This is a genomic window from Rufibacter roseus (assembly GCF_001647285.1).
GTDB classification, from domain to species: domain Bacteria; phylum Bacteroidota; class Bacteroidia; order Cytophagales; family Hymenobacteraceae; genus Nibribacter; species Nibribacter roseus.
In genome coordinates this window covers 433289-454558 of record NZ_LRML01000004.1, presented here as the reverse complement: position 1 = coordinate 454558, position 21270 = coordinate 433289, and the positions used below count along the sequence as shown (strand labels likewise).

Sequence of the window (21270 nt, the reverse complement as noted above, 5' to 3'; positions counted from 1 at the left end):
GCTTTCAAATTGAGCAGGCACCGTTTTTTTTATGAATAATTGGCACGATTATTACTTTAGATAATATAGTTTTACGCCTATATCTAAACATTTTACCATTAAAAGGAGTATGTAAGTCCGATGTGAGGCTTACGCAAAAGCAACACTTTCAAACCAAAAGAAAAAGACTATGAAAATTATTAAAGGATCTTTTATTGCATTGTTAGCAGGAAGCATGTTTTTTTCTTCTTGCCAATCTAGTAACACTGGTAGTACAAGCGGTACAAACAACGGTGGAATGAGCAAAACCACCAAGGGTGGTATCATTGGGGCCGGTAGTGGTGCCGTTGTGGGTGGTATCATTGGTAGAGCTACCGGTAACACCGCAGCCGGAGCAATTATTGGTGCCGCCGTGGGTGGTACCGCCGGTGCCGTAATAGGCCGCCGGATGGACAAGCAGGCAGAAGAGCTGGAGCGTGAAATGAAGAGTGCCCAGGTTGAGCGTGTAGGGGAAGGTATTAAAGTTACCTTTGATGCCGGTATTCTATTCGCCACGAACTCATCAGATCTGCAGCCATCTTCCAGAGCTGATATTCAGAAATTAGCCGAAACGTTGAAGAAATACCCAGGCACTAACGTGTTGATTGAAGGCCATGCCGATAACACTGGTACTGATGCCATCAACCAGCCATTGTCAGAGCGTCGGGCTCAGGCGGTTGCGAACTATGCTATTTCCTTAGGAGTTGAGCCAGGTCGTATACAGACCAGAGGATATGGTTCAACACAGCCGATTGCTGATAACACGACAGCCGCTGGTCGTCAGCAGAACCGTCGTGTAGAAGTGGCCATCTTCGCTAGTGAAGAAATGAAAGCTGCTGCTGAGCGCGGTGAATTGAAGTAAGAACTTATTTAATGGTAAAATAGAAACGGCTACCTTGTGGTAGCCGTTTTTTTGTGCTTATAATTTTAAATCTGCTGCTTCTTTGAGTTCTAAGCCTTTATTTGTTCGTTCTTCTTAAGAACCAATTTTTATGAGGTGATAAGAGTATTTCGTGCTCTAGACAAGCAGCTATCAACTGTTTTGCCTTTTTCTGTTAGGCTTGCTGGAATAAACAGCCAACATAGTGAGAGCGGCTCCTAAAAGAGCTACGGCTATGTCTTTCTGGGCATCCCACACATCTCCTTGCGTTCCTAAATAGGCCATTCCCTGTGCTGGAAAGAAAATATCGGCCACAGCCCATTCTACCAATTCATAAATGGCGCCAAGGCTAACCGTTAGATCTATGGGGAGTAGAAGCGTAAAGATAAGCTTCATGTTGGTAAGTCGCCAGAAGACTTCGTACATGGGGTAAGCCAATAAAAATCCGAAACTGAAATGAACTAGACGGTCATAGTGGTTACGCTCCAGTCTCAACTGGTCTTGCACCCAAAAACCAAAGGGATTTTCAGCATATGTGTATTGGCTACCATACACGTGCAGCATCATGAACAGAAACATACAGGTGTAGCTCAGGTCTGAAAAACGGAAATGCTTGTAGAAAGCCACCAGCAGTATAATAGCGGTAAAAGTAAGGGTGTTTTCCAGCCACCAATTCTTCAGGTCCGGAGTATTAAAGCCGGTGTATGACCAGTATGCCGCAAATAAAACGACATATGCAATAAGCCAAGGGTTTTTCCGGAATGGTAAACGTTCATTGTCTGTGGCAACGGTGAAGGTCATGCAGGTTCTGGGTTTCGATAGGGTAGTGCAACCCACAGATAACGTACAGAGCCGCTCAAAGTTTGAAAGCAGGGGCAAGTGGTATTTGCCTTAACTGTTGCAAATCAGTTACAGGTACAGTCTTGCCCTAACTTATAAAATAAGATGACAGTCCTGTTTTAGGCTTGATTTTAGGAAAACAGGGTTAAAACAGAAGCTAACTTTGATACAGCTTAGACCGCCTCGTCAAAGGCAAAGGAAACTGCCGGAAGCATAAACTCAGGTTGATGATACACCAAAGAGAAAGGATTGTCTTCGGGTGCCTCCGAAGGATTGCAGTGGTAGCCATATACCTCATACCCTTGACCCACCGATTCAAGCTTCTTATAATAGGTGTGGGCGGTGTTGCTCTCCTGGAAAGACAAATCATGAAACACAATTGTGTGTTTTGGAGGCATGCCGCGCAGATATGCAAAGAAGGCTTCTGGCTGTCCTAGATCACCGGAGTAGGCAATGCGTTGGCCATTTTCTTCAAAAATGTAAGCATAGGTTTGCATGTTTTCTGCATGTTGGCCATACGTGTCAACTGCCGTAATTCCGGGTAACTCAGAAAGGGGCACAAAATCTACGTACTTGTCAGGCTTTTGCAGTTGCAGCCGCAGGAACTCGTAAACCTCTTCCCTGAAGTCATCATCGGGGTACAAGATGACGGGGCGGCAATTATTGTTGTAGAAATAGCAATGCAGTAAAGTATTCGCCAAGCTACCGGTATGGTCGTTGTGCAGGTGGGTAAGCAAGATGTATTTTATGCTTTGGGTTAGGTTATGGTGGCGAAGGGTAGGGTATACCGTAAAGCCGCAATCGAGCAGTATTGTGTTCCCTTTAAACTGAACCATAGCCGCGGAATTGCCATAGTCAATGTCAAAAGCCCCGCCAGTACCTAAAAATGTGATTTTCATAGTCCGCAAATTTTTTACACCTGCCAAGTGCGTTCTACGTAATTCGTGAGAAAAGGGGCACGCGCAGTAGCAGAATCTTTCCAAAAAAAGCTTTGGTTGAACAGCATAAGCGGCTATATAGAAGGTGTGGCAGAAGCAGCTTCGTCTACGCGAGCTGTGGGAAATATGGAACTTGAATCCTCCCGCGGAGAAACCTGCGTGCAAGCCGACTTAGGGTATGCTGTCGCACCGTGCCACCTGGAGCAACAATAAAAGACTTCTTTAGGTGCTGGAGAAGTAGACAGCTGGTTTGATGCCAGTACCTTTTAGTTAAATTTAACCGGAACATAATATGTGATTTAAACTTGATTTAGCCCTAAATCCGTATGTTCTGGTTACCTTGCAAGTGCTAAGGCATCTGAAATTATAGAGTATGCGCTTAATTCCTCATCCGGTTCTCTGCAATTATTACGTTACCTACCGGTGCAACGCCAAATGTTCGTTCTGTGACATTTGGGAAAAGCCCTCGCCCTACATTCAACTGGAAGATGTGAAGCAGAACCTAAGCGATCTGCGCAAACTAGGAGTGAACGTGGTGGATTTTACCGGCGGTGAGCCGCTTTTGCACCGTCAGATAGATCAGTTTTTAGAGGTGGCCCAAAATTTTGGGTTTATCACCACCCTTACCACCAACGGTCTGTTGTACCCTAAATGGGCGGAGCGACTGAAAGGGAAAGTAGACATGCTGCATTTCTCTTTAGACTCCGCTGACAAAGAGGAGCATGACACGGGGCGTGGGGTGCCATGTTTTGATGCCGTGCTTGAATCAATAAAAATTGCCAAACGCCTGGGCGAGCGGCCTGACATTCTGTTTACAGTGTTCAAGCACAACCTGCACCAGATGGAACAGGTGTACCAGGAGATTTGCCTGCCCAACAAGCTCATGCTGATCGTAAATCCTGCCTTTGAATACAACCAGGTAGAAACCGGCGACCGTCTTTCAGAGGAAGAGCTGGATTATCTGACCACCTTCAGTAAGCAGAAGTGGGTGTATCTGAATGAGGCCTTTATTCAGCTTCGGAAAGACGGCGGAAACCACATTGATAAACCTGTCTGCAAAGCTGCCAGCTCTACTTTAGTCATTTCGCCTGAAAATGAATTGGTGCTTCCTTGCTACCACCTCGGTGCCCAGAAATTTCAGATTGAAGGTAACCTGTATGAGCTCTACAAATCTGCCGACGTAAAGAAATTGATAGAACTGGAAGGCCGCCTGCCGGCCTGCGAGGGCTGTACCATCAATTGCTATATGCAGCCCAGCTTTGCGGTTGAAATGAACAGCTACTGGTGGAAAGCCCTGCCCAGCACCCTTAAATACAACCTGCGCAAAGGCACTTGGAAACGCATGCTTTCCTGAGAGACAAGACGCAAGATTCAGGACACAAAACGCAAGACATAAGACACAAGAAATGATTCTTAAGGGGCAGATTGAGCTGTTTTTGAGCCATTTTCCTGAAAACAAGCCAAAAACAGGAGTAAAGTTGTGCTGCAAGTTTTCCTCTGCTGCACGTATTTTTGATTAAGTTAACCTCCAGCAATTCTTAATTCATAATTCTAAATTCTTAATTATAAACTATGCCGTTGCTTCTTCCCGTAAAGGGTGTTCATCCTCAACTTGGACAAGACTGTTTTGTGGCTCCCAACGCCACCATTGTAGGTGATGTGGTGCTTGGCGACCATTGTACGGTTTGGTTTAATGCGGTTATCAGAGGAGACGTGCATTTCATACGGGTTGGCAACAAAACGAATATACAAGACGGGGCTGTCATTCATTGCACCTACCAAAAAGCACCTACTACCATAGGCAGCAACGTGAGTATAGGCCATAACGCTCTGGTGCACGGCTGCACCGTACAAGACAACGTGCTTATTGGCATGGGCGCCATTGTCATGGATAATGCGGTGGTACAACAGCATTGTATTGTAGCAGCTGGGGCGGTAGTGCTGGAGAATACCATTTGTGAGAGCGGCTATATTTATGCCGGAGTACCAGCCAAAAAGGTTAAAGCCCTTACCCCAGAGCAGATTGCCGGCATGGCTCGCACAGCCGATAACTATGTCATGTACGCCAGCTGGTTCCAGGAAGGCGTAGAGAACCAAGGTGCTTCCACCCTCTAAGCCTGAATTTTTAAAGAGTAGCTTCTATGATTCTTGAAGTAGCCGAGTTGAATGTTCTGCCAGAAAAGCAGTCTGAGTTTGAAGAAAACTTTTCAGCGGCGCAGGAAATCATCTGTTCTATGAAGGGCTACCAGTGGCACCAGCTACAGAAATGCCTGGAGGTCCAGAATAAGTACCTATTGCTGGTCAGTTGGCAAACCCTGGAAGACCACACTGTAGGCTTCAGGCAGTCTGAACAATATCAGAAGTGGAAGAAACTGCTGCATCACTTTTACCATCCGTTCCCAACGGTAGAGCATTATCAGCTGATAGCAGGTAAAAGCATAGGCTTTGTGGCGGAGCAACCTGGTCAGGAGTTCAATGCATAAGCCTGTTTTATGAACTTGCTGCCTGCGCCTGTTAAACTTTTTCTAGTAGTACTTTTTACTTCTGTAACTTGTCTGGGGCAGCAGTCGGTAGAGCGGTTAGCCAGTGATACAGCAAATACACATACAGAAGCACAAAATCTGGAAACAGATACAGTCCGGCTGCAGGTAAACAAAAAAAGACTCACGTCACTGATAGCGGCTGAGGGCGGCTTTTATGTAGCCGGTATCACCTATCTGCAGTTTGTCTGGTACAGAGACCATGAGCGGGTACCCTTCCACTTTTACAACGATACCAAAGGCTATTTACAAATAGACAAGCTTGGGCATGTGTACGGCGCTTATATAGAAAGCTATATTGGCTACCACTGGCTCAAGAGTGCGGGAGTAAGCCGCAAAAAGGCTCTTCTCTTTGGGGGAACGTTAGGGTTGGTGCTGCAAACACCCATAGAAGTTTTTGACGGGCTCTACGAGGGGTATGGTTTTTCATGGGCTGACATGGCAGCTAACGCAGTTGGGTCTGGTCTGGTGATAGGCAATGAGCTCTTGTTTCAGGAACAGTTAGTCAAGTACAAGTTCAGCTACTGGGAGTCTCCGTATGCCGAAATGGCGCACGGTTACCTAGGCGATAATACATTAGAGCGGGTGTTTCTGGATTATAATGGTCATACCTATTGGCTAAGCGCCCCAGTCAAAAAAATACTTCCTGCGGCTAATCCTGTGCCAGAATGGCTGAACTTGGCGGCAGGGTACAGCGCCAATGGTATGTTTGGAGAATTCAGGAACAGGCAGTACTACAGAGGCAAGGCTATTCCGGAAACACAGCGCTATCGGCAGTTCCTTCTGTCTTTAGACGTAGACTGGACCAAAATCAAAACCGATTCAAAACTTCTGAAAATTGTGTTTACAGGTATGACCTTCGTGAAGCTTCCGTTTCCGACGCTTGAGTATTCTTCAAAGGGGCAGTGGAAAGGGCATTGGCTGTATTATTAAGATGTTTTTCATCTGTTTTTGTAAAAATAGCCCTAAAACAACTTGACCTTATTTTCTATAATGGATATTACTACCTTCCAAAATAGCCTGTCAGAAAAAGCTCCTCCTGCAGATGCGTCTGTTTATCTGAAGGCCCTTTGGCATGATGCGCAGGGCAACTGGCAAAAAGCGCATGAGCTTATTCAAGACTTGCCTAGCAAAAGTGCCGCCTGGATTCACGCTTACCTTCACCGCAAAGAAGGGGACAACTGGAACGCCGATTACTGGTACACTAGCGCGGGTAAAAAAAGGCCTGCAGGTTCTCTGCAAGAAGAATGGGAGCAACTGGTGAAGGCTTTGTTGTAGCTTCAATTAGCTTCAATATAATTGATAATCCTTCATGTTTTTAGCCTTGCAATTCACTTAAAGCTATAGTGTGCTGAACAGGTTGTGTATGGTCCCTTAAGATAATAAGGCGATTTGACCCTGCTGTTTTTGGAGATTTTGATTAATGGTTTTTAGCACCTTGTTTATCTCCTGCCGGTCTTCAGGGTTCTGAATATTTGTGTCAGCATCATCTTTCACAGTGTTTATTTGGCGGGCCAGCACTTGTGTGTAGGCTTGCTGGTCTTTGTCAGCGTACAAAAGGTGGTTGAGGCACAAAAGTAGTTTGCGCATGACCATTACATCTGCTTTGCCATACGTGCGGATGGGGGTGAGAAAACGGTACAAGAGATCTTCTAGTGGAGTTGGCCTCTTTATAATGCGTATTTGTTGGTGTTCGTCTAGCATGCAGTTGGGGGCAATACTTTGCATGCGCCTTAAAAAGAGCAAAGACAGAAAGTCAATGGCGCTTAGGGCGGTGCCGGGGTCATTGATTCCAGGACTCAACGCTTTTACCGCCACCTCTGTAATTTGCCTCAGACCAGTTTCAAAACTAAAAACCATTACCTCCTCCAGCGAGAAAATAAAACAGTTCTGAATAGCCGCGTGCAGGTCTTCACGGTCAGCAATGTCTTTATTCAGGCGCAGAAACGGTAAACCGGGCACAACAAATTTTCCTATTGAAATAGGTACTTCAATGAGCAGGTCTTCTTTTTTAGCTAATTTATTGAGAGTGTCCAGCTCTATCTGCCGCAAATAGCCACCTTCTTTACTGGGGAGTTCAATGAATTGTTCGGTGCTCTCAGCTTCCTTCAATATTTTGTTTTCTTCAGTATGCCTCACTTCATCTTCCAGCGCTTTGGCGGTAGCTATGTAAATACCGGTTAAAATGGTGTCTGGCTTAATGGCACGTGAAATAGAATGAATAAAATACACGAATAAGCACACAGAGGTCACCGCAAATAAAACCGCCAGCAATATGCCTAAAACAGGCACACTTGAATTTTCTTCGCCAGGCTTAAAACTCATGAGAAGAATTAGTGTGTAAAGAATGGTGCCTATGTTCACGCCCAGAACCACCTGGTTCATTTTGTTTGAAATGAGTCCGGGTATTACCCTGGGCGAAAGGTTAGAGGTCGCCTGGCTCAGCACAATCATGACCATGGAAAAGCTAAACACCATCAAAGTAATGGTGCCGGAGGCCACGGTAGTGAGTATAGTTCGGGCATTTTCTGGCTCTGTGTTCACCAGGAACAGGATTTTCTTTTCTAGGTATGTGGCAAGAGGGGTGCGTTCAAAGTATAGAACAAAGAACCCCAGACCTGTGAACATTAAGGCTATGACTGAAGGCCATAGGGCAATACTGCTGGTAATAGAAAGAGAATGCTGTAAAAGCTTTTTGTAGAGTCTGTTCATAGTGTATCCTGCGTGGCTAAACGCAAGAACCCTATGTAGAGATGAGGAATTAATACTGAATTTACTCTGGTAAAAGCCCCTGATTACTCCATCACTACTTAGCAGTTTTATAGAACGGCAGAAAAGGGCCGAGGCAGAGAAAGAAGCGAGTTTGGATTAGGGTTTTAGAGGTGTTTTGGCCAAAACAGGTTAAAAACGATGATCCTGCGCTTGATTTACTAGTAACACAAAAGTTCTTCTCTGAGGCTAAAAAACTTGGGTGTACACAAAGGAGATGGCAGAAACAATAAAGCTTACCATAAAGAAAATATAGGCAAACTTCAGGCTGGTGTATTTCTTCTGTAGCACCAGTCCCAAATGGTAATTGTCTCTGATCATACTGCTGTAAAGAGACTTTGGATCTTGCATCATGTCTGAGAAGCGTTTCTCATACTCCAACAAGTTAATGCTGTGGTAGTCTCCGAAGAAAAGCAGATTCACATTCTTTTCTGGTATTTCATTCAGGTGCACGTCGTTCTTTTTTATACGCGGCATGGTCACCAGTATGGCCAGTACAATGGTTATAAGCGAGGTGAACAAAAACAAGATGCTGGGGATAAGCAGCTCTGGCTCCGCATCAATTTTCCGGAACAGCACCGAAAGCAAAATAGAAACAATAATGGAGTTGATCGTCAGCAGAATGTGCGCCTTGTTATCAGCCATGTCGCTGAGGCGCATTTGATTGGCTGCCGTAATCCTGAACAGAGTTTCTACGCCTCTGCCAGCCTCATTGGCTTTCTTTTTTTTCTTCTTCTTTTCTTCCGGTGCCGGTGAGTTTTCCTCAGTTGCCTCTGCCATGTGTAGTATATTAAAGGATGTTAGGGCTCGCTTCTTGGGGCCGAATTCTCCTCTTGAATAGGGTGCGTGATATACAAGAATAAACTATGCCTTTTGCCCTACGCCTATACTACGTGCTGGGTTCGTTTTTAAGTTACAGTTCTGTATAGTTTTGAGAGTGATTACAGTTTGCCCAACTGGCGAAGAGCCATAAAACACAGTACCACTGCGCCAGACACGCATACTTCGCCTTTCATTACCAGAGGCAATACTTCTGCCAAAGGCACGTGCACCACTTCAATGTCTTCGGTAATGTCTAAGAGCTGCTCTTGCTCTACCCGCACATTGCGGGCTAAAAACAGGTGCAGGCGGTTGGTGTCTTTGGCCGGATTGTCGTGCAGCACCGCCAGCGGTTCTAATTCTTGGGTAAGTACGGCGCCAGTTTCTTCCAGCAGCTCACGGGCGGCGGCTACCGTGGCTTCCTCCTCATTTGGGAAAAATGAACCGGCAGGCAGCTCTAAAAAAACTTTGCCCGCGGCATGCTTGTATTGCCGCACAAACAGCACCTCGTTTTCTTGGGTAACCGGAAATACCAAAGCGCCGTCTGGTCGCTCACTGATAAAGAAATCATCTACCACCTGCCCGTTAGGCAACTCTACCTCGTCTCGGCGTAAGGTGTACCACTTGTGTTTGAATGCAATAGTTGAACGAAGTAATCGCCAGGGGCGCGGAGTAGACATGTTGGTAAAGATAAGCTGAAATAAAAATAGCCGTTTTTGGCCTTCTTTTTGAAAAGTAAGTCAAAAACGGCTACAAAAAGAAAAAATAGTGTCACCTATTGGGTAAGCGTACGGTTTTTATCATTCACCTTGGCGGCTACGGCTTCTTGCCAGGCTTGCCCGGTAGCAGAAAGCAATTCAGAGTTATTCCACCGGAAATGGCTGCTCTGGCTGTTAGGGTCTGGCTCACACAAATACACCTCATGGCCCGGGCGTTGTGTTACTTTTAAGCCGCAAGAACGGAGCATAGCCTCAATGCAGGCATGATTGGGGGCCCACCAGTTGGTCACATCGCCGGCTAGTTTGTTTTCAATGAAGGCCATTTTGGGGTAGCCATTTTCCAGCATGATTTCCCGACCATGAAAATCAATATCTTCTGGTAATTTGGTCACCTCCTCGCCAGGCATGGTCAGGGTTTGGAACACCATCAGGCGCGTCACTTTCTGAGAAAGTATGTCTAGTGACAGCAGCGGGTAACGCAGATGGTAAAGTACTCCCATATACCAGATCAAGTCAAACTTTTCCTCTAAATGCGCTACATCATACACTTGCATCTGCTTAAATTCCACCTTATCATCTAGCCCGAACTGCTTAGCTACCCACTCGGCTTGCCGCAGGTAGTGTGGGTCTACATCAATGCCTAACACAGAGGCGCCTCTTTTGGCCAGTTCAATGGTGTAGAAGCCAGCATTACAACCAATATCTAATACCCTCCACCCGCTCAGGTCCTGCGGAATGTGTTCTTTTATTTGTTCCCACTTAAAGGCCGGAAAATCGCCTAAGGTATGGTTAGGGGCGGTTTGGGTACCGTCTGGGAGGTGCAGGTTATGAAACCAGGGGCCAAGTTCGGCTATTTCCTGAGTTAAGTTCATGTAGGAGTGTTTGCGTTAAGAATGTGTTCGAAAGCTTCTACGCAAAACAGGATAGTAAAAGTTATATGTTTAATGAGACTTAGCTAGACTAGGGCAGACACCGTTTCAGGGCTCAATTACCTAAAACAAGCCCAAAACGGCAGGTGATTGCACCGTTACGTGCTCATTGCAGGCTGAAAAGAAAATGGCTGGATTCAAGGAAATACAAGCTAATAAAGGGGAATACATTAGTCTAGTATAACACTTTAATCGGAATAAATTGAATATAAGCAACAATAGTTATTGTTTGTACTTTATCATGAACTAAGTCTGATATAAAGCTGGTTGTGTGGTTTAGCTTTGTGCTGCTAAATAGCTTTGATTTATGATGTTGCAAGGTGAAAGTGCAAATAAATGCCTTGTTGATTAAATGTCATTGATTGCATATGGAAGAGACATGCGCTGATAGTGTATTAGATAAAGTAATGAAGTACTCTCTGGACATGATTTGCATTATAGGTGCAGATGGAAAATTTGTTCAGGTGAGTGAAGCCAGCAAAAAGATTCTTGGTTACGATAAAGAAGAATTAATTGGCACCTCGTATTTAGAACTGGTTTTTTCGGAAGACCTGGAGAAGACAATTGCTGTAGCACAAAATATTTTGAATGGGGCACCTACAAATGACTTTGAGAACAGGTATGTGCACAAATCTGGAAAGATAGTGACCATGCTATGGTCTGCTTATTGGTCTGCTGAAGATGAGACTACATTCTGTATAGCCCGTGATGCCACTCAATTAATTCAGGCTCAGAAAAAGGAGAAAGAGAAAGAGGCCTTTTATGAAGCTCTGGTAGAATACGGCTCTGACATGGTGGGTGTTTTAGATGAAAATGGAAACTACATTTTCGTTGGAAGCGGAATCTCCAGAATTATGGGATATCCAAAAGAAGACTTGATTGGTGCCAATGTACTGGATCATATTCATCCTAATGATCTTACTAGTGTTCAAGCCAAACTTGCAGAGCTTCTACAGGGAGACAGGGTTGCTGCTTCTGAGTTTAGGCACAGGGCGGCTAACGGCGAGTGGAAATGGCTGGAAACCGTAGGCAGCAACCAATTGCACAACCCTGCAGTGCGCGGCATAGTGGTGAACTCACGTGATATTACGGCCCGGAAACAGGAGCAGTTGCTTCTGCAGCAGAAAGAGCAGTTATACAGGTGTTTATTCTCCAATAACCCAGATGCCATTCTGCTGGAAGACGTAAACGGGGTGGTGCTAGATGTAAACGAAGCTCAGCTGAAAACTTCAGATTTGCCGGCATCTGAAATGGTGAACCAGCACTTTACTTCTTTTTTGCCTGATTGTGTGGTAGATACCTGTAACCAGCATTTTCAGCAGGCACTTTCAGGCAGAGTTGTCCAATTTGACCTTGAAGTTCCTTTCCCTACTGGTGAAAGCAAGATATATGACATCAGTAAATTTCCGGTGGTGGTGGAAGAGGAAGTTGTGGCTGTGTACAGCATTGCCAAAGACATCACGCCCATTGCCCGCGCCTATGATACAATTCAGCGACAGTCGGCCCGGCAACGAATTATTCTGGAAAGTATAACCGATGCTTTCTTCGCCTTAGACAAAAACGGATGCTTTACTTACACCAACAGTGAGTTTGAGCGGCTCATACAGGTAAAAGGCGAGGAGGTGAAAGGCAAAAGTTTCTGGTCTTATTTTTCTAAATCAGTGATGGGGCAGCACTTCCGGCAGCTTTGTGCATCTGTAAAGACAGGAGAGGCGGTGCGTTATGAGCTGTTCCATGAGCCCCTGAAGGTGTGGTTAGATGTGAAGGCCTATCCATCTGAAGAAGGATTGTCAGTATACCTGAGCGATATCACTAAACAAAAGCAGATTGAGGAGCAAGAAGCCCTGGGTAAGAAGGTGCTGGAGCTCAATGCCGCCCCCGGTAGTACGCTGGAGGAGCTAATCAATTCCTACCTGGTTGGTCTGGAGCAGCAACAACCAGATATGCTCACTAGCGTGCTGTACCTAGAGAACAACAGGTTGTTCAATCTAGCCTCGCCGAGTTTGCCTAAAGCGTACCTAGACGCCATTCATGGTGTGCAAATAGGGCCTAAAGTAGGGTCATGCGGCACAGCGGCTTTCCTGAAGGAAAAGGTAATTGTAAGCGACCTGGAGGTTGACCCACTGTGGGCTGAATACAAAGACGCTGCCTTGCAAGCTGGCTTAAGGTCATGCTGGTCACTCCCTATTATAGGTTCTAACCAGAAGGTGTTGGGCACATTTGCCGTTTACCATCAAGAGGCTCGTGAGCCATCTACTGAAGAATTTGAGGTCATAGATAAAGCAAAAAACCTGCTGCAGCTAATCATTGAAAACAAGATGACAGAGGCTGCCCTCAAGTTGAGTAATGAGCGGTATAACTTAGCTACTTCAGCCACTAGTGAGGCAATCTATGATTTTGATGTGGTACATCATACTATTCACTGGGGAGAAGGGTTTGAAACAATGTTTGGGTTTTCCCGGGCAGACCTGAGCAATACGTCAGAAAGCTGGATTGATAATATTCACCCTGATGATCAAGCCAGAGTAGTGGCTTCCTTTGAGAGGGCTTTGCTAAATCCGGAGGTAAACAATTGGCAAGAGGATTATAGATTCTTTTCGGCAGACGGCCAAATAATACAAATTAGCGACCGCGCCCGTATTCTGCGCAACAAGAAACTAAAGCCGATTAGGGTTATTGGTTCTATGCAAGATATATCGGCCCGCAAGCAGTATGAGATTGAGCGTGAAAACTTGATTGAAGAGCTACAGGGTAGAAACAATTCGCTGCAGCAGTTTACCCACATTGTCTCGCATAACTTAAGGGCACCCGTGGCTAATATTTTGGGGCTAACAGATATGTTCAAGAGCCCCAACCTTGATGAGCAAATTAAATTAGCCGTTAATGAGAAGATGCGGGTAGCCGCTCAGAACTTAGATACCGTCATCAGAGACTTGAACCAAATTCTTTCTATTAGAGGCAGCATTGGGGGAATCAAAGAACAGCTAGTGTTTACGGAGAAGGTGGAGGAGGTGCTAGAACCTATGCATCTGGAGTTAACACGCCACCAAGTGAATATTCAAACGGATTTCAAAGCAGCCCCTTCAGTGTTTACGGTAGGCAGCTATTTGTACAGCATCTTGTATAACCTGATTACCAACGCCATCAAATACCGGAAGCCAGGGCAAGAGACAGAGATACATATATCTACCCGCACCGAGGGAGACTATGTGGTACTCACGGTAAAAGATTACGGGCTTGGGTTTGACGTAGAAAAGCAGAAGAAAAAGCTCTTTGGCCTGTACAACCGTTTCCATAGTCATATAGAGGGCCGGGGCGTAGGTTTGTTCTTAGTAAAAGCTCAAGCAGAGGCTTTGGGCGGAAAAGTTACTGTGCAAAGCAAGGTGCAGGAAGGAACTACGTTTGAGGTGTACTTCAAGCAGTAGTCTAAACGTTGTGGATGAAAGTTTTAGAAGTAGCTCGCATACTTCTTCGGCATCTCGGGTATTTGTTTGATCATGATGTCTTTAAAGTATGTCTCGGCGGCCTCGCTCTGAATCTGAATTTTGCCTTTGGAGAGCGGCAAGGATTTGCCGTTCTCCACGTACCGCGAGTTCTGCAGCACCATGACCACCTGGCCGTTTACAATGTGCAAGCTTTTGTCACCGAAGGTTATTAGTTCTATCTCGGTCCAACCATTGTTCTTGCTCTCGCGGTCTTCGGTGCGCAGGCAGAAGCCGTCGCGTCCGGTGCCGGCGCCAAAGCCAATGAACGGCTGCCGAAGACTGGCCACGGCATTGACCATAGGCGGCTCCGGAATAAAAGCCCGCACGTCCATGGCGGAATTGGCGATGCTCCAGTAGTCACCGGTGTGCCCCTCCATAATCTGGAACTCCTGCGAGAGCATCCAGGCCCGCCAGTAGTCTACACCCGCCTTGCCTATAGAATGGTATAGCACCCCCGAGTCTTTGAGCAGGTCTTTTCTGGGGTCAAACTTCTTGTCTCCCCATTTGTACTTGAGCTTGAGGTGGTAGTTCTGGTACTCTTGTTTGGTGAACACGCAGCCATAGACCTCGCCGCTCACCCTCAAAATGGTCTCGCCTTTTTCCTCCAGCACCGTGAACACCTGCTGCCTCTTCACGTTGTAGCCCAGCGGCGCTATCTCCTTGCCCTGCGCATCTAAGGGCACTTTCCCGTTGTAGCCGATTTTGTGGCGGTAACTAAGGTAGGTTTCCCATTGCGAGAGGTTTTTGTCTAGCAGGGGCGTCCATTCTGCTTTGGGGAGAAAGGAGGTGAGGGGGAAGAGAAATAAAATGCATAATAGAGCGCGAAGAGATTTCATAGCTTTTGGGAATGGGATTAGGTTCATGCTATGAAGGTAATAATCTAACGTTCATCTGGAACAGCCAAACAAATGAATTCACATAAAACATTTTCGGCCTGCTTTTCTCAAAACAGGCCGAAAATAACACTTACATGTTTTTTCTAAAATCAACTCCCCAACTCCACTTCCTCTTCCTCTTCCGCACTCAGAACTCCAGACTCAGAACTCAGGACTCCCAGAACATAGCTCTCCAGCTCCTGCGCGCGGTGGGCGGCGGTGTGTTGGGTGAGCACTTTCTGGCGGGCGCGTTCGCCAATGGCGAGGCGTTCTTCTTCGGGTAAATCAATCAGGAAACTCAGCGTGTCTTCGGCGGAATAGGAGACCAGAATCTCTTTGTTGAATTCGAAAATTTCATCCAGCCCGTTCCAGTAATCTGAGATGATAGGCGTACCGCAGGCAGCGGCTTCAAAGAGGCGCACGCTGGGCGAGTAACCCGCCTTAATCATGTCGGCGCGGGTGATGTTCTGGGTGAAGCGCTGGCGGTTGTAGAATTTACGGTGCTCAGCGGGCGGAAGGTGGTGAATGTACTCACAGTTCTCAGGCCACTGCACGGTCTCCGGGTACTGCGGGCCTGCTACTACAAAACTTCCTAATTCCCATTGGCGGGCGGCATCCAGCATGAGCTTCTCCAGCGGCGGCTGACGGTCATCTGAGTAGGTGCCCAGATAGCCCAAGTCCCACACTTTCTCCTCACCTGGCTCTGGGAAGTACAGCTCAGGGTCAAAAGAACAATACAGCGGCCGCGCCATAGGCGAGCCGTATTCCTTCTCCAGCTTCTCCAGGGTAGGACCGCCAGTGAATGAGAGGTACATGTCGTACATCGGGATGAGGCGCGGGTGCAGGTATTCGTAATCCTCGCGGGCCAGTTTGGCCAGGGTCACGGGCGTGTCAATGTCATAGAAGCCGGTCACGCCTTGGGCGGTGTTAATGGCCCATTCGCCCACGGCCACGCCCTCAGGCACGTAAGAACCCACCATCACAAAATCAGCATCGCGCACCTGCTCGGTGAAGCGGGCCTGCAAATCTTCCAGTGATTGGTACAGCTCCAGTTGGCAATACTCGGGGTTCGGTAAATCACGGTTAGAGGCGTACCACGGCACGTCCCGCTCCAGGAACAGGATATGATGGCCCCGATTGCGCAACTCGCGCACCAGCCCTCTAAACGTGGTGGCATGCCCGTTCCCCCAGCTGGAGGTGATGGACAAGCCTAGGATGACGATGTTCAACTGTTTTTGACTCATACTAGTATCATGTATCAAGTATCAGGTATCAAGACTTTTTCGCTGGCGCGAGCTTGCAGCTCGTATCCGCACGATTCCAGAGTGGCACTCCCTGCTTTTAAATAAACCGGCAAAAGAGCATCAGCAATGCGTGCGGACACGAGCGGGACGCTCGCGCCAGCGGCTCTGCCTTTCTGTTTTGGGCCTGTTCTCTCAAAAATAGCCCCAAAACAGAAAGGCTATGAAATCACTGCACTTGCTTCAGTCGAAGGTTTGGCAGCGGTGCGAGGAGTTTTTAACAGCAATTGCTCCAGTTCATCAGCGCGGTGGGCGTAGGTGTGCTTGGCCAGTACTTTCTGGTAAGCGGCTTCACCGATGGCTTGGGCGCGTTCTTCCGTCAAACCTTGCAGGAGCTGGGCCACTTCTTCGCCGTCTTTAGCTACCAGAATCTCTGTGTCTGGCTCGAAGAAGAAGTCAATGCCTTCCCAGTAGTCGGTGATGATACAGGCGCCAGCGCCAGCGGCCTCGAATACGCGGGTGGCGGGGGAGAAGCCGTAGCGGGCCATGCTCTCACGACTGATGTTCAAGACGGCTTTGGGCGTGCAGTTGAAGGCGTTGTGCTCGTTGGTGTACACATGGCCGATGTAGTTCACGTTTTCAGACATGGGTTTATCGCCCCAGCCGCTGCCGCCAATGATGAACTTCTGCTCGGGTAGTTTTGCGGCTACGTCTAAGAAGAACTGCTCTACGCGGGCTTCGCGGTCAGGAAGGCGGTTGCCCAGGAATGCGAGGTCGCAGGCAAACTTCACCTCTGGCGAAACAGGGTAATGCGTGGCGGTGTCCAGGGCGTTGTAGATGGGCACGCATTTCTTCGCGCCCAGTTTGGTGTAGGCGTTCACCACAGGGTCTCCCCCGCCGTAGGTCAGGATTAAATCATACTGCGGAATACAGGTGCGGAAAGGGTCGGCGGGGTCGCTTTCCACGCGGTCAAGGGTGGCGGGGGCGTCCACATCCCAGAAAATCACGAGGCGGTCTTTGCTTTGCAGTTTCAGTACCTCGGCCTCCAGCAACTCATCAAACACACCCACGCCGCTGGCTTTCACCACTACATCGGCGGTAGCCGCATCTTCAAGAACATTGTATACAGCCTCTTCGTTGGCTTGGTAGACTACTACTTTGGCGTATTCTGGGTCTGGAATGTCACGGTTCTCCTGGCGCTGGTAGGCGTTGGGCTCATAGAACGTGACGTGATGGCCGCGCTCGTGCAGGGCCCGCACAATGCCGCGGTAATAGGTGGCGGCCCCGTTCCAGTACGCCGATACCAGACTGGAACCGAAGAAGGCGATGTTCAGCTTTTTATTCTGCATATGCTACAGTGGTTTTTGACGGGTTATGGATTTTCTCTGGCGCAATGCCCAGTTCTTCACAGATGGCTTCCAGCTCGTTCACGCGGTGCGAGCACGAGTGTTTCTGCTGAATGGTGCTGAGGCCGTGGGCAACCAATTCTTGTGTGTTTTGCTGGTTCTGCAATACACTTTGCAAGTGCTGTTTCATCTCTTCGCCGTTGCGGGCCACTAAGAAATCCTGGCCAGGCGTGAACAGGTTCTCCGCGTCTTCCCACGGCGCTGAAATCAATGGAATACCGCAAGCCAGCGCCTCAAACGGACGGATGGTGGGGATGCCAGGCAGCGCCTCCACGTACGGTCTTCGCGGCACATGCACGGTCACTTTGTACTTGGCGAACTCCTCTGCAGCCTTGTAGTTGGGCAGCCAGCCGCCGTACTCAATGCCCGCCTCAGCCAGTGATTTAATGGCATGGTCTGGGTAACGTACGCCGTAGACTTTAGCCTTCAGGCCGAGTTCTTTCACAGGGTTTAACAGGAACTCGTGCAATTCAGCGGTACGCTCTTCATCGCCCCAGTTACCAATCCAGATAAGGTCACCCTCGGTCTCGGCTTTGGTGTGGGGGAAGAAAACGCGGGTGTCGGCGGCCTCGTGCCAAGTCCATGCTTTTTGCGTCCAGCCCTCTTTCAGGTACAGCTCCTTAATCACGTCACCGAAGGCCAGCACGCCGTCATAGTGGGTGAGGTCATAGGCGGCCATGCTCTCACGTTCGGTCACGGCACGGTGGTGGGTGTCATGGAAGAGCAACTTGTAGTTGTTCTGGCGGCGGTGCTCACACACGCGGCGCACCAGCTCATGGTCGTTCCACTCGTGCATCAGCACCAAGTCGGCACCCGCCAAGACCTCGTCTAAGTTGAGCGAATCCAACTCGTAGAAGTTGGTTTCCAGGTTGGGGTAGTACTGGCGCAGCTCGTCCAGCTTTTGCTCACCGTACTGGTCCAGTAAGTTGCTCAGGCTCCAGCCGTTTTTGGGTTCATACACCTGCACGTCATGGCCGCGGCTTTTCAGTTCAGTAACGATTCCGCGCAGGAAGTGGGCGTTGCCGTGGTTCCAGTCGGAGAGGAGAGAGTGGTAAAATAAGACTAGTTTCATAGGCGTTTTTTGGGACACAAGACTCAAGATGTAAGACTTAAGACTTTTTGTTTTATTAATTTTTTTCTGGTTCAAGTCTGTGACTTGGATCTGTTATGGCGGCAGTTTGCAACTGCCATGAGGCGTAAGCCTCAAACTACTTTTGCTGGTCGTCCCCCTTTGGAGGGGGTAGGGGGAGGACTACACAAGAGAGCACCCTAAGCTGGTTCTTCTGCAGGTGTAAACACCCCTCTTTATCTCCCCTCAAGGGGAGAATCCGCTTCTTCAATCGTTAACTTTCTATGGCATGGATTTACTTCCGTACCTTTCTGATACTCCCCCTTTGAAGGGGCGAGGGGGGATGTTTACACCTGTAGGTCCACGCATTGCTGAAGTTTCCCTTTTTGTTCTTAGCAACACTCATATCAGCAACCGTCCTTATCCTCCCCCTACCCCCTCCAAAGGAGGACGGAATGCGTGCAGTATTTTTTTGAAGCTACATCGTCTCCACATGATTCGCTTGTTTGGTTTTCACACGCTTGGGCAAATCAGCGTAGGCTTGTAGGTACTCCTGCGCCATGAGCGCGGTGGTGTAGTCCTGAGCTTTTTTCACGGCGCGGCAGGCCATGATGTTGCGGAGGAACTCGTCGTCAATTAATTTATTGAGGATGGCGGTGAGGCCCTCTACATTGTTGGTGTCCACGAATTCGGCGGAGCGGTCCCAGACTTCTTTGAGGCTGTCAATCTTGCCTAGCACCAGAGCGCAGCCTGAGAAAGCGGCCTCCAGAATAGATAACCCGAACGGCTCATATTTGGCGGGCAGCACGTACAACGAGGCGCGGGAAAGCCAGTCGGCGATTTCGCGTTGGGAGAGTTTGCCCAGGAAGTGCACGTTCTTGAAGAGCTTGTTCTGGCCCGTGGCGGGGTGGGTGGCGTCTCCTGCAATGTAGATGGGCCAGTCCACGGCATCGGCTACCTGGGTGAGGAGGGCGATGTTCTTGGCTTCGTCCCAGACGCGGCCCATGCTGAAGATGAACGGTTCTTTGCGCCCGAAGCGGAAGGCGTGCGGGTCGCGGCCGTTGTTTATGACCTGTTTTTGCGAAAACGTGCCATAAACGGCTTCGGCTTCTGTGAGCATGGCTTGGGTGGGAGCTACCACGACATCTGCGGCGTGCAGGCCCTCGCGCACGCGCTCAAAGTAATAGTCCCGACCTGCGGGGGCTTTCTCGTTTTTCACGGCGCGCCACCAGGTTTGTACGCACGAGTGGATGACCATGAGCACGGGCTTGTTCCAGGGCAGTTGGCCGTGGCAGAAGTTGTTCAGGTGAATGAGGTCGGGGTTCAGTTCAAGGCTGAGTTCCAGGAGCCACTCGCCCGCGGCGTCCACATCGGCCCAAGGATAGTCCATCCACTCCAGTTGGTAGGTGCTTTCGTACACCGTCACGTTGGTAAGCGTGGCTAGTTCCTGCCGTTGCTGCAGGGTGATGGCCGCGCCCATGGTGGCGAGGTAAAAGTGCACGTGGTGCGGCGCCATGGCACGGATGAGTTCCAGACTGTAGGTCCAGACGCCGCCCACGGTGTCGGTGGTCATTAGAACGGTTCTGTGCTGCTTATCTACCATAGATTCTGTCTAAAACTTCGGCTACTTTCACAAACTCTTCTGCTTCTTCGCTAAATTTCTCTCCGTTGGCCACACGCTCTGCCCACTCCACTGCCGCTCTTCCGCCCCAGGCGTCTGGCGGCGACACCAGCGTTTCGGTCCTGGTGCCCCAGAACCGCTCGGCCACGAAATCATAGAAAGAGCCGTTCACATTCTTGAACGAGGCGCCGCCGTTGGTGCCGTAGAAGGTGGCGCTGATGATGGCTTCCTGCCCCGCGGGCAAGTTCCAGGAACAGCTCAGCTGCACATGCGGACCCGTGGCCAGATGGATGCTGGCGGTGGCGTAGTCTTCTACCTTGCCATCGGCGGGCGTCACGCGTTTGCCTTTAGAAAAGAGGCTGCTGGTCACGTTCTCCACTTCGGGGAAGTCTAATGTCCAGAGCGCTAAATCTACTAAGTGTACGCCCAGGTCAATCACGCAGCCGCCGCCCGACAGTTTGGGGTCATAGAACCAGGCTTTGTCCGGGCCATAGGCGTTGTGGAAGACCAGCTCCACGCCGTAGATGTTGCCTAGCTCCCCAGATTTCACCAGTTCATAGACTTTGCGCATGGCCACGGTGCTACGGTAAGAAAGGTCCACGCCCAGCAAGGTGTTGGCCTGACGGGCAGCCTCTACCACGCGCTTGGTTTCTTCTGCATAACGACCTAAAGGCTTCTGGCAGAAAACGGCTTTGCCGCTTTCTAAAGCGATGATGGATTGCTCGGCATGGAAGGCGCTGGGGGTGGCAATGACCACGCCCTCAATGTCTTCTTCCAGTAACTCGTTGATGGTTTGGCAGACTTTGGTGTTAGGAGCGGTTTTCTGGGCTTCCTCCACGTTCTGCGGTGCAGGGTCCGCCACGGCGGTCACTTCGCCCACGCCCGAATTGGCGATGGCTTCCATGCGGTTTCGGCCAATCCAGCCGATGCCCAGGAAGCCGAATTTTAAGGTATCAGTAGAGGCAACGGTGGGGGTCGCTGCTGCTTTGGTAGGTTCTAGTACAGTCTCTTCCGCCATAGTGTAAAGGGTTATGGTTGTGTTCGTTTTGCTGTTTTCGTCTGTTTTTAGAAAAACAGACCGAAAACGTATTCTGGTAGTAGGGACAGGTCGCGACCTGTCC

19 protein-coding genes are annotated in these 21270 nt (G+C 48.8%); 7 read left to right on the top strand and 12 right to left on the bottom strand.

From position 1 onward, the window contains the following. The first annotated feature begins 169 nt into the window (after positions 1-169). Positions 170-880 carry an OmpA family protein gene (locus A8O23_RS08260; RefSeq protein ID WP_066619336.1) on the top strand — a complete coding sequence of 237 codons (711 nt, stop codon included), beginning with the start codon at positions 170-172 and terminating at the stop codon, positions 878-880. 171 nt (positions 881-1051) lie between these two features. On the opposite strand, the gene A8O23_RS08255 is transcribed toward A8O23_RS08260, so the two are convergent. After that, positions 1052-1699 (bottom strand): DUF2238 domain-containing protein, encoded by a 648-nt coding sequence (locus tag A8O23_RS08255; RefSeq protein WP_066619334.1) that lies wholly within the window; start codon positions 1697-1699, stop codon positions 1052-1054. A 212-nt stretch (positions 1700-1911) separates the two neighbouring features. Then, positions 1912-2637, bottom strand: a complete 726-nt coding sequence (locus tag A8O23_RS08250) for an MBL fold metallo-hydrolase (RefSeq protein ID WP_066619331.1) — start codon at positions 2635-2637, stop codon at positions 1912-1914. Positions 2638-3049: 412 nt separating this feature from the next. On the opposite strand from A8O23_RS08250, the gene A8O23_RS08240 reads away from it, so the two are divergent. The 5 genes from A8O23_RS08240 to A8O23_RS08220 all read left to right on the top strand — a co-directional run bounded on the left by A8O23_RS08240 (position 3050) and on the right by A8O23_RS08220 (position 6494). After that, a complete protein-coding gene (locus tag A8O23_RS08240; RefSeq protein WP_066619325.1) occupies positions 3050-4030 on the top strand; it encodes a radical SAM protein in 981 nt (326 codons plus the stop codon). A 218-nt stretch (positions 4031-4248) separates the two neighbouring features. Next, positions 4249-4791, top strand: a complete 543-nt coding sequence (locus tag A8O23_RS08235) for a gamma carbonic anhydrase family protein (protein ID WP_066619322.1) — start codon at positions 4249-4251, stop codon at positions 4789-4791. Positions 4792-4817: 26 nt separating this feature from the next. Continuing rightward, positions 4818-5159 carry an antibiotic biosynthesis monooxygenase family protein gene (locus A8O23_RS08230; protein ID WP_066619320.1) on the top strand — a complete coding sequence of 114 codons (342 nt, stop codon included), beginning with the start codon at positions 4818-4820 and terminating at the stop codon, positions 5157-5159. Positions 5160-5168: 9 nt separating this feature from the next. After that, entirely contained in the window at positions 5169-6149 is a 981-nt protein-coding gene (locus tag A8O23_RS08225) for a DUF2279 domain-containing protein (RefSeq protein ID WP_066619317.1), read from the top strand. Between the two features lie 42 nt (positions 6150-6191). Further along, positions 6192-6494, top strand: coding sequence for a hypothetical protein (locus A8O23_RS08220; RefSeq protein WP_317039529.1), 303 nt, complete (start codon positions 6192-6194; stop codon positions 6492-6494). 96 nt (positions 6495-6590) lie between these two features. On the opposite strand, the gene A8O23_RS08215 is transcribed toward A8O23_RS08220, so the two are convergent. From A8O23_RS08215 to A8O23_RS08200, 4 genes are all read right to left on the bottom strand, one after another. After that, a complete protein-coding gene (locus tag A8O23_RS08215; RefSeq protein ID WP_066619311.1) occupies positions 6591-7928 on the bottom strand; it encodes a DUF2254 domain-containing protein in 1338 nt (445 codons plus the stop codon). A 246-nt stretch (positions 7929-8174) separates the two neighbouring features. Further along, the gene (locus tag A8O23_RS08210; RefSeq protein WP_066619308.1) at positions 8175-8765 is read right to left on the bottom strand and encodes a Pycsar system effector family protein; all 591 of its coding nucleotides are present in this window, start codon (positions 8763-8765) and stop codon (positions 8175-8177) included. Between the two features lie 161 nt (positions 8766-8926). After that, positions 8927-9484 (bottom strand): NUDIX hydrolase, encoded by a 558-nt coding sequence (locus A8O23_RS08205; RefSeq protein ID WP_066619305.1) that lies wholly within the window; start codon positions 9482-9484, stop codon positions 8927-8929. Between the two features lie 95 nt (positions 9485-9579). Then, on the bottom strand, positions 9580-10395 hold the full coding sequence (locus tag A8O23_RS08200) for a TIGR04290 family methyltransferase (protein ID WP_066619297.1): 816 nt from the start codon (positions 10393-10395) through the stop codon (positions 9580-9582). 464 nt (positions 10396-10859) lie between these two features. On the opposite strand from A8O23_RS08200, the gene A8O23_RS08195 reads away from it, so the two are divergent. Continuing rightward, positions 10860-13877: a PAS domain S-box protein gene (locus tag A8O23_RS08195; RefSeq protein WP_161486707.1), complete on the top strand. Its 3018-nt coding sequence runs from the start codon at positions 10860-10862 to the stop codon at positions 13875-13877. Positions 13878-13900: 23 nt separating this feature from the next. On the opposite strand, the gene A8O23_RS08190 is transcribed toward A8O23_RS08195, so the two are convergent. The 6 genes from A8O23_RS08190 to A8O23_RS08165 all read right to left on the bottom strand — a co-directional run bounded on the left by A8O23_RS08190 (position 13901) and on the right by A8O23_RS08165 (position 21167). Then, a complete protein-coding gene (locus A8O23_RS08190; protein ID WP_066619292.1) occupies positions 13901-14773 on the bottom strand; it encodes a 3-keto-disaccharide hydrolase in 873 nt (290 codons plus the stop codon). 149 nt (positions 14774-14922) lie between these two features. Then, a complete protein-coding gene (locus tag A8O23_RS08185) occupies positions 14923-16056 on the bottom strand; it encodes a CgeB family protein (protein WP_066619290.1) in 1134 nt (377 codons plus the stop codon). A 218-nt stretch (positions 16057-16274) separates the two neighbouring features. Continuing rightward, on the bottom strand, positions 16275-17402 hold the full coding sequence (locus A8O23_RS08180; RefSeq protein ID WP_066619286.1) for a CgeB family protein: 1128 nt from the start codon (positions 17400-17402) through the stop codon (positions 16275-16277). Then, positions 17392-18531 (bottom strand): CgeB family protein, encoded by a 1140-nt coding sequence (locus A8O23_RS08175; protein WP_066619283.1) that lies wholly within the window; start codon positions 18529-18531, stop codon positions 17392-17394. The genes A8O23_RS08180 and A8O23_RS08175 overlap by 11 nt, the downstream gene beginning before the upstream one ends. A gap of 475 nt (positions 18532-19006) precedes the next feature. Further along, a complete protein-coding gene (locus A8O23_RS08170; protein ID WP_066619575.1) occupies positions 19007-20101 on the bottom strand; it encodes a glycosyltransferase in 1095 nt (364 codons plus the stop codon). A 19-nt stretch (positions 20102-20120) separates the two neighbouring features. Next, positions 20121-21167, bottom strand: a complete 1047-nt coding sequence (locus A8O23_RS08165) for a Gfo/Idh/MocA family protein (protein WP_066619280.1) — start codon at positions 21165-21167, stop codon at positions 20121-20123. Positions 21168-21270 lie beyond the last annotated feature (103 nt).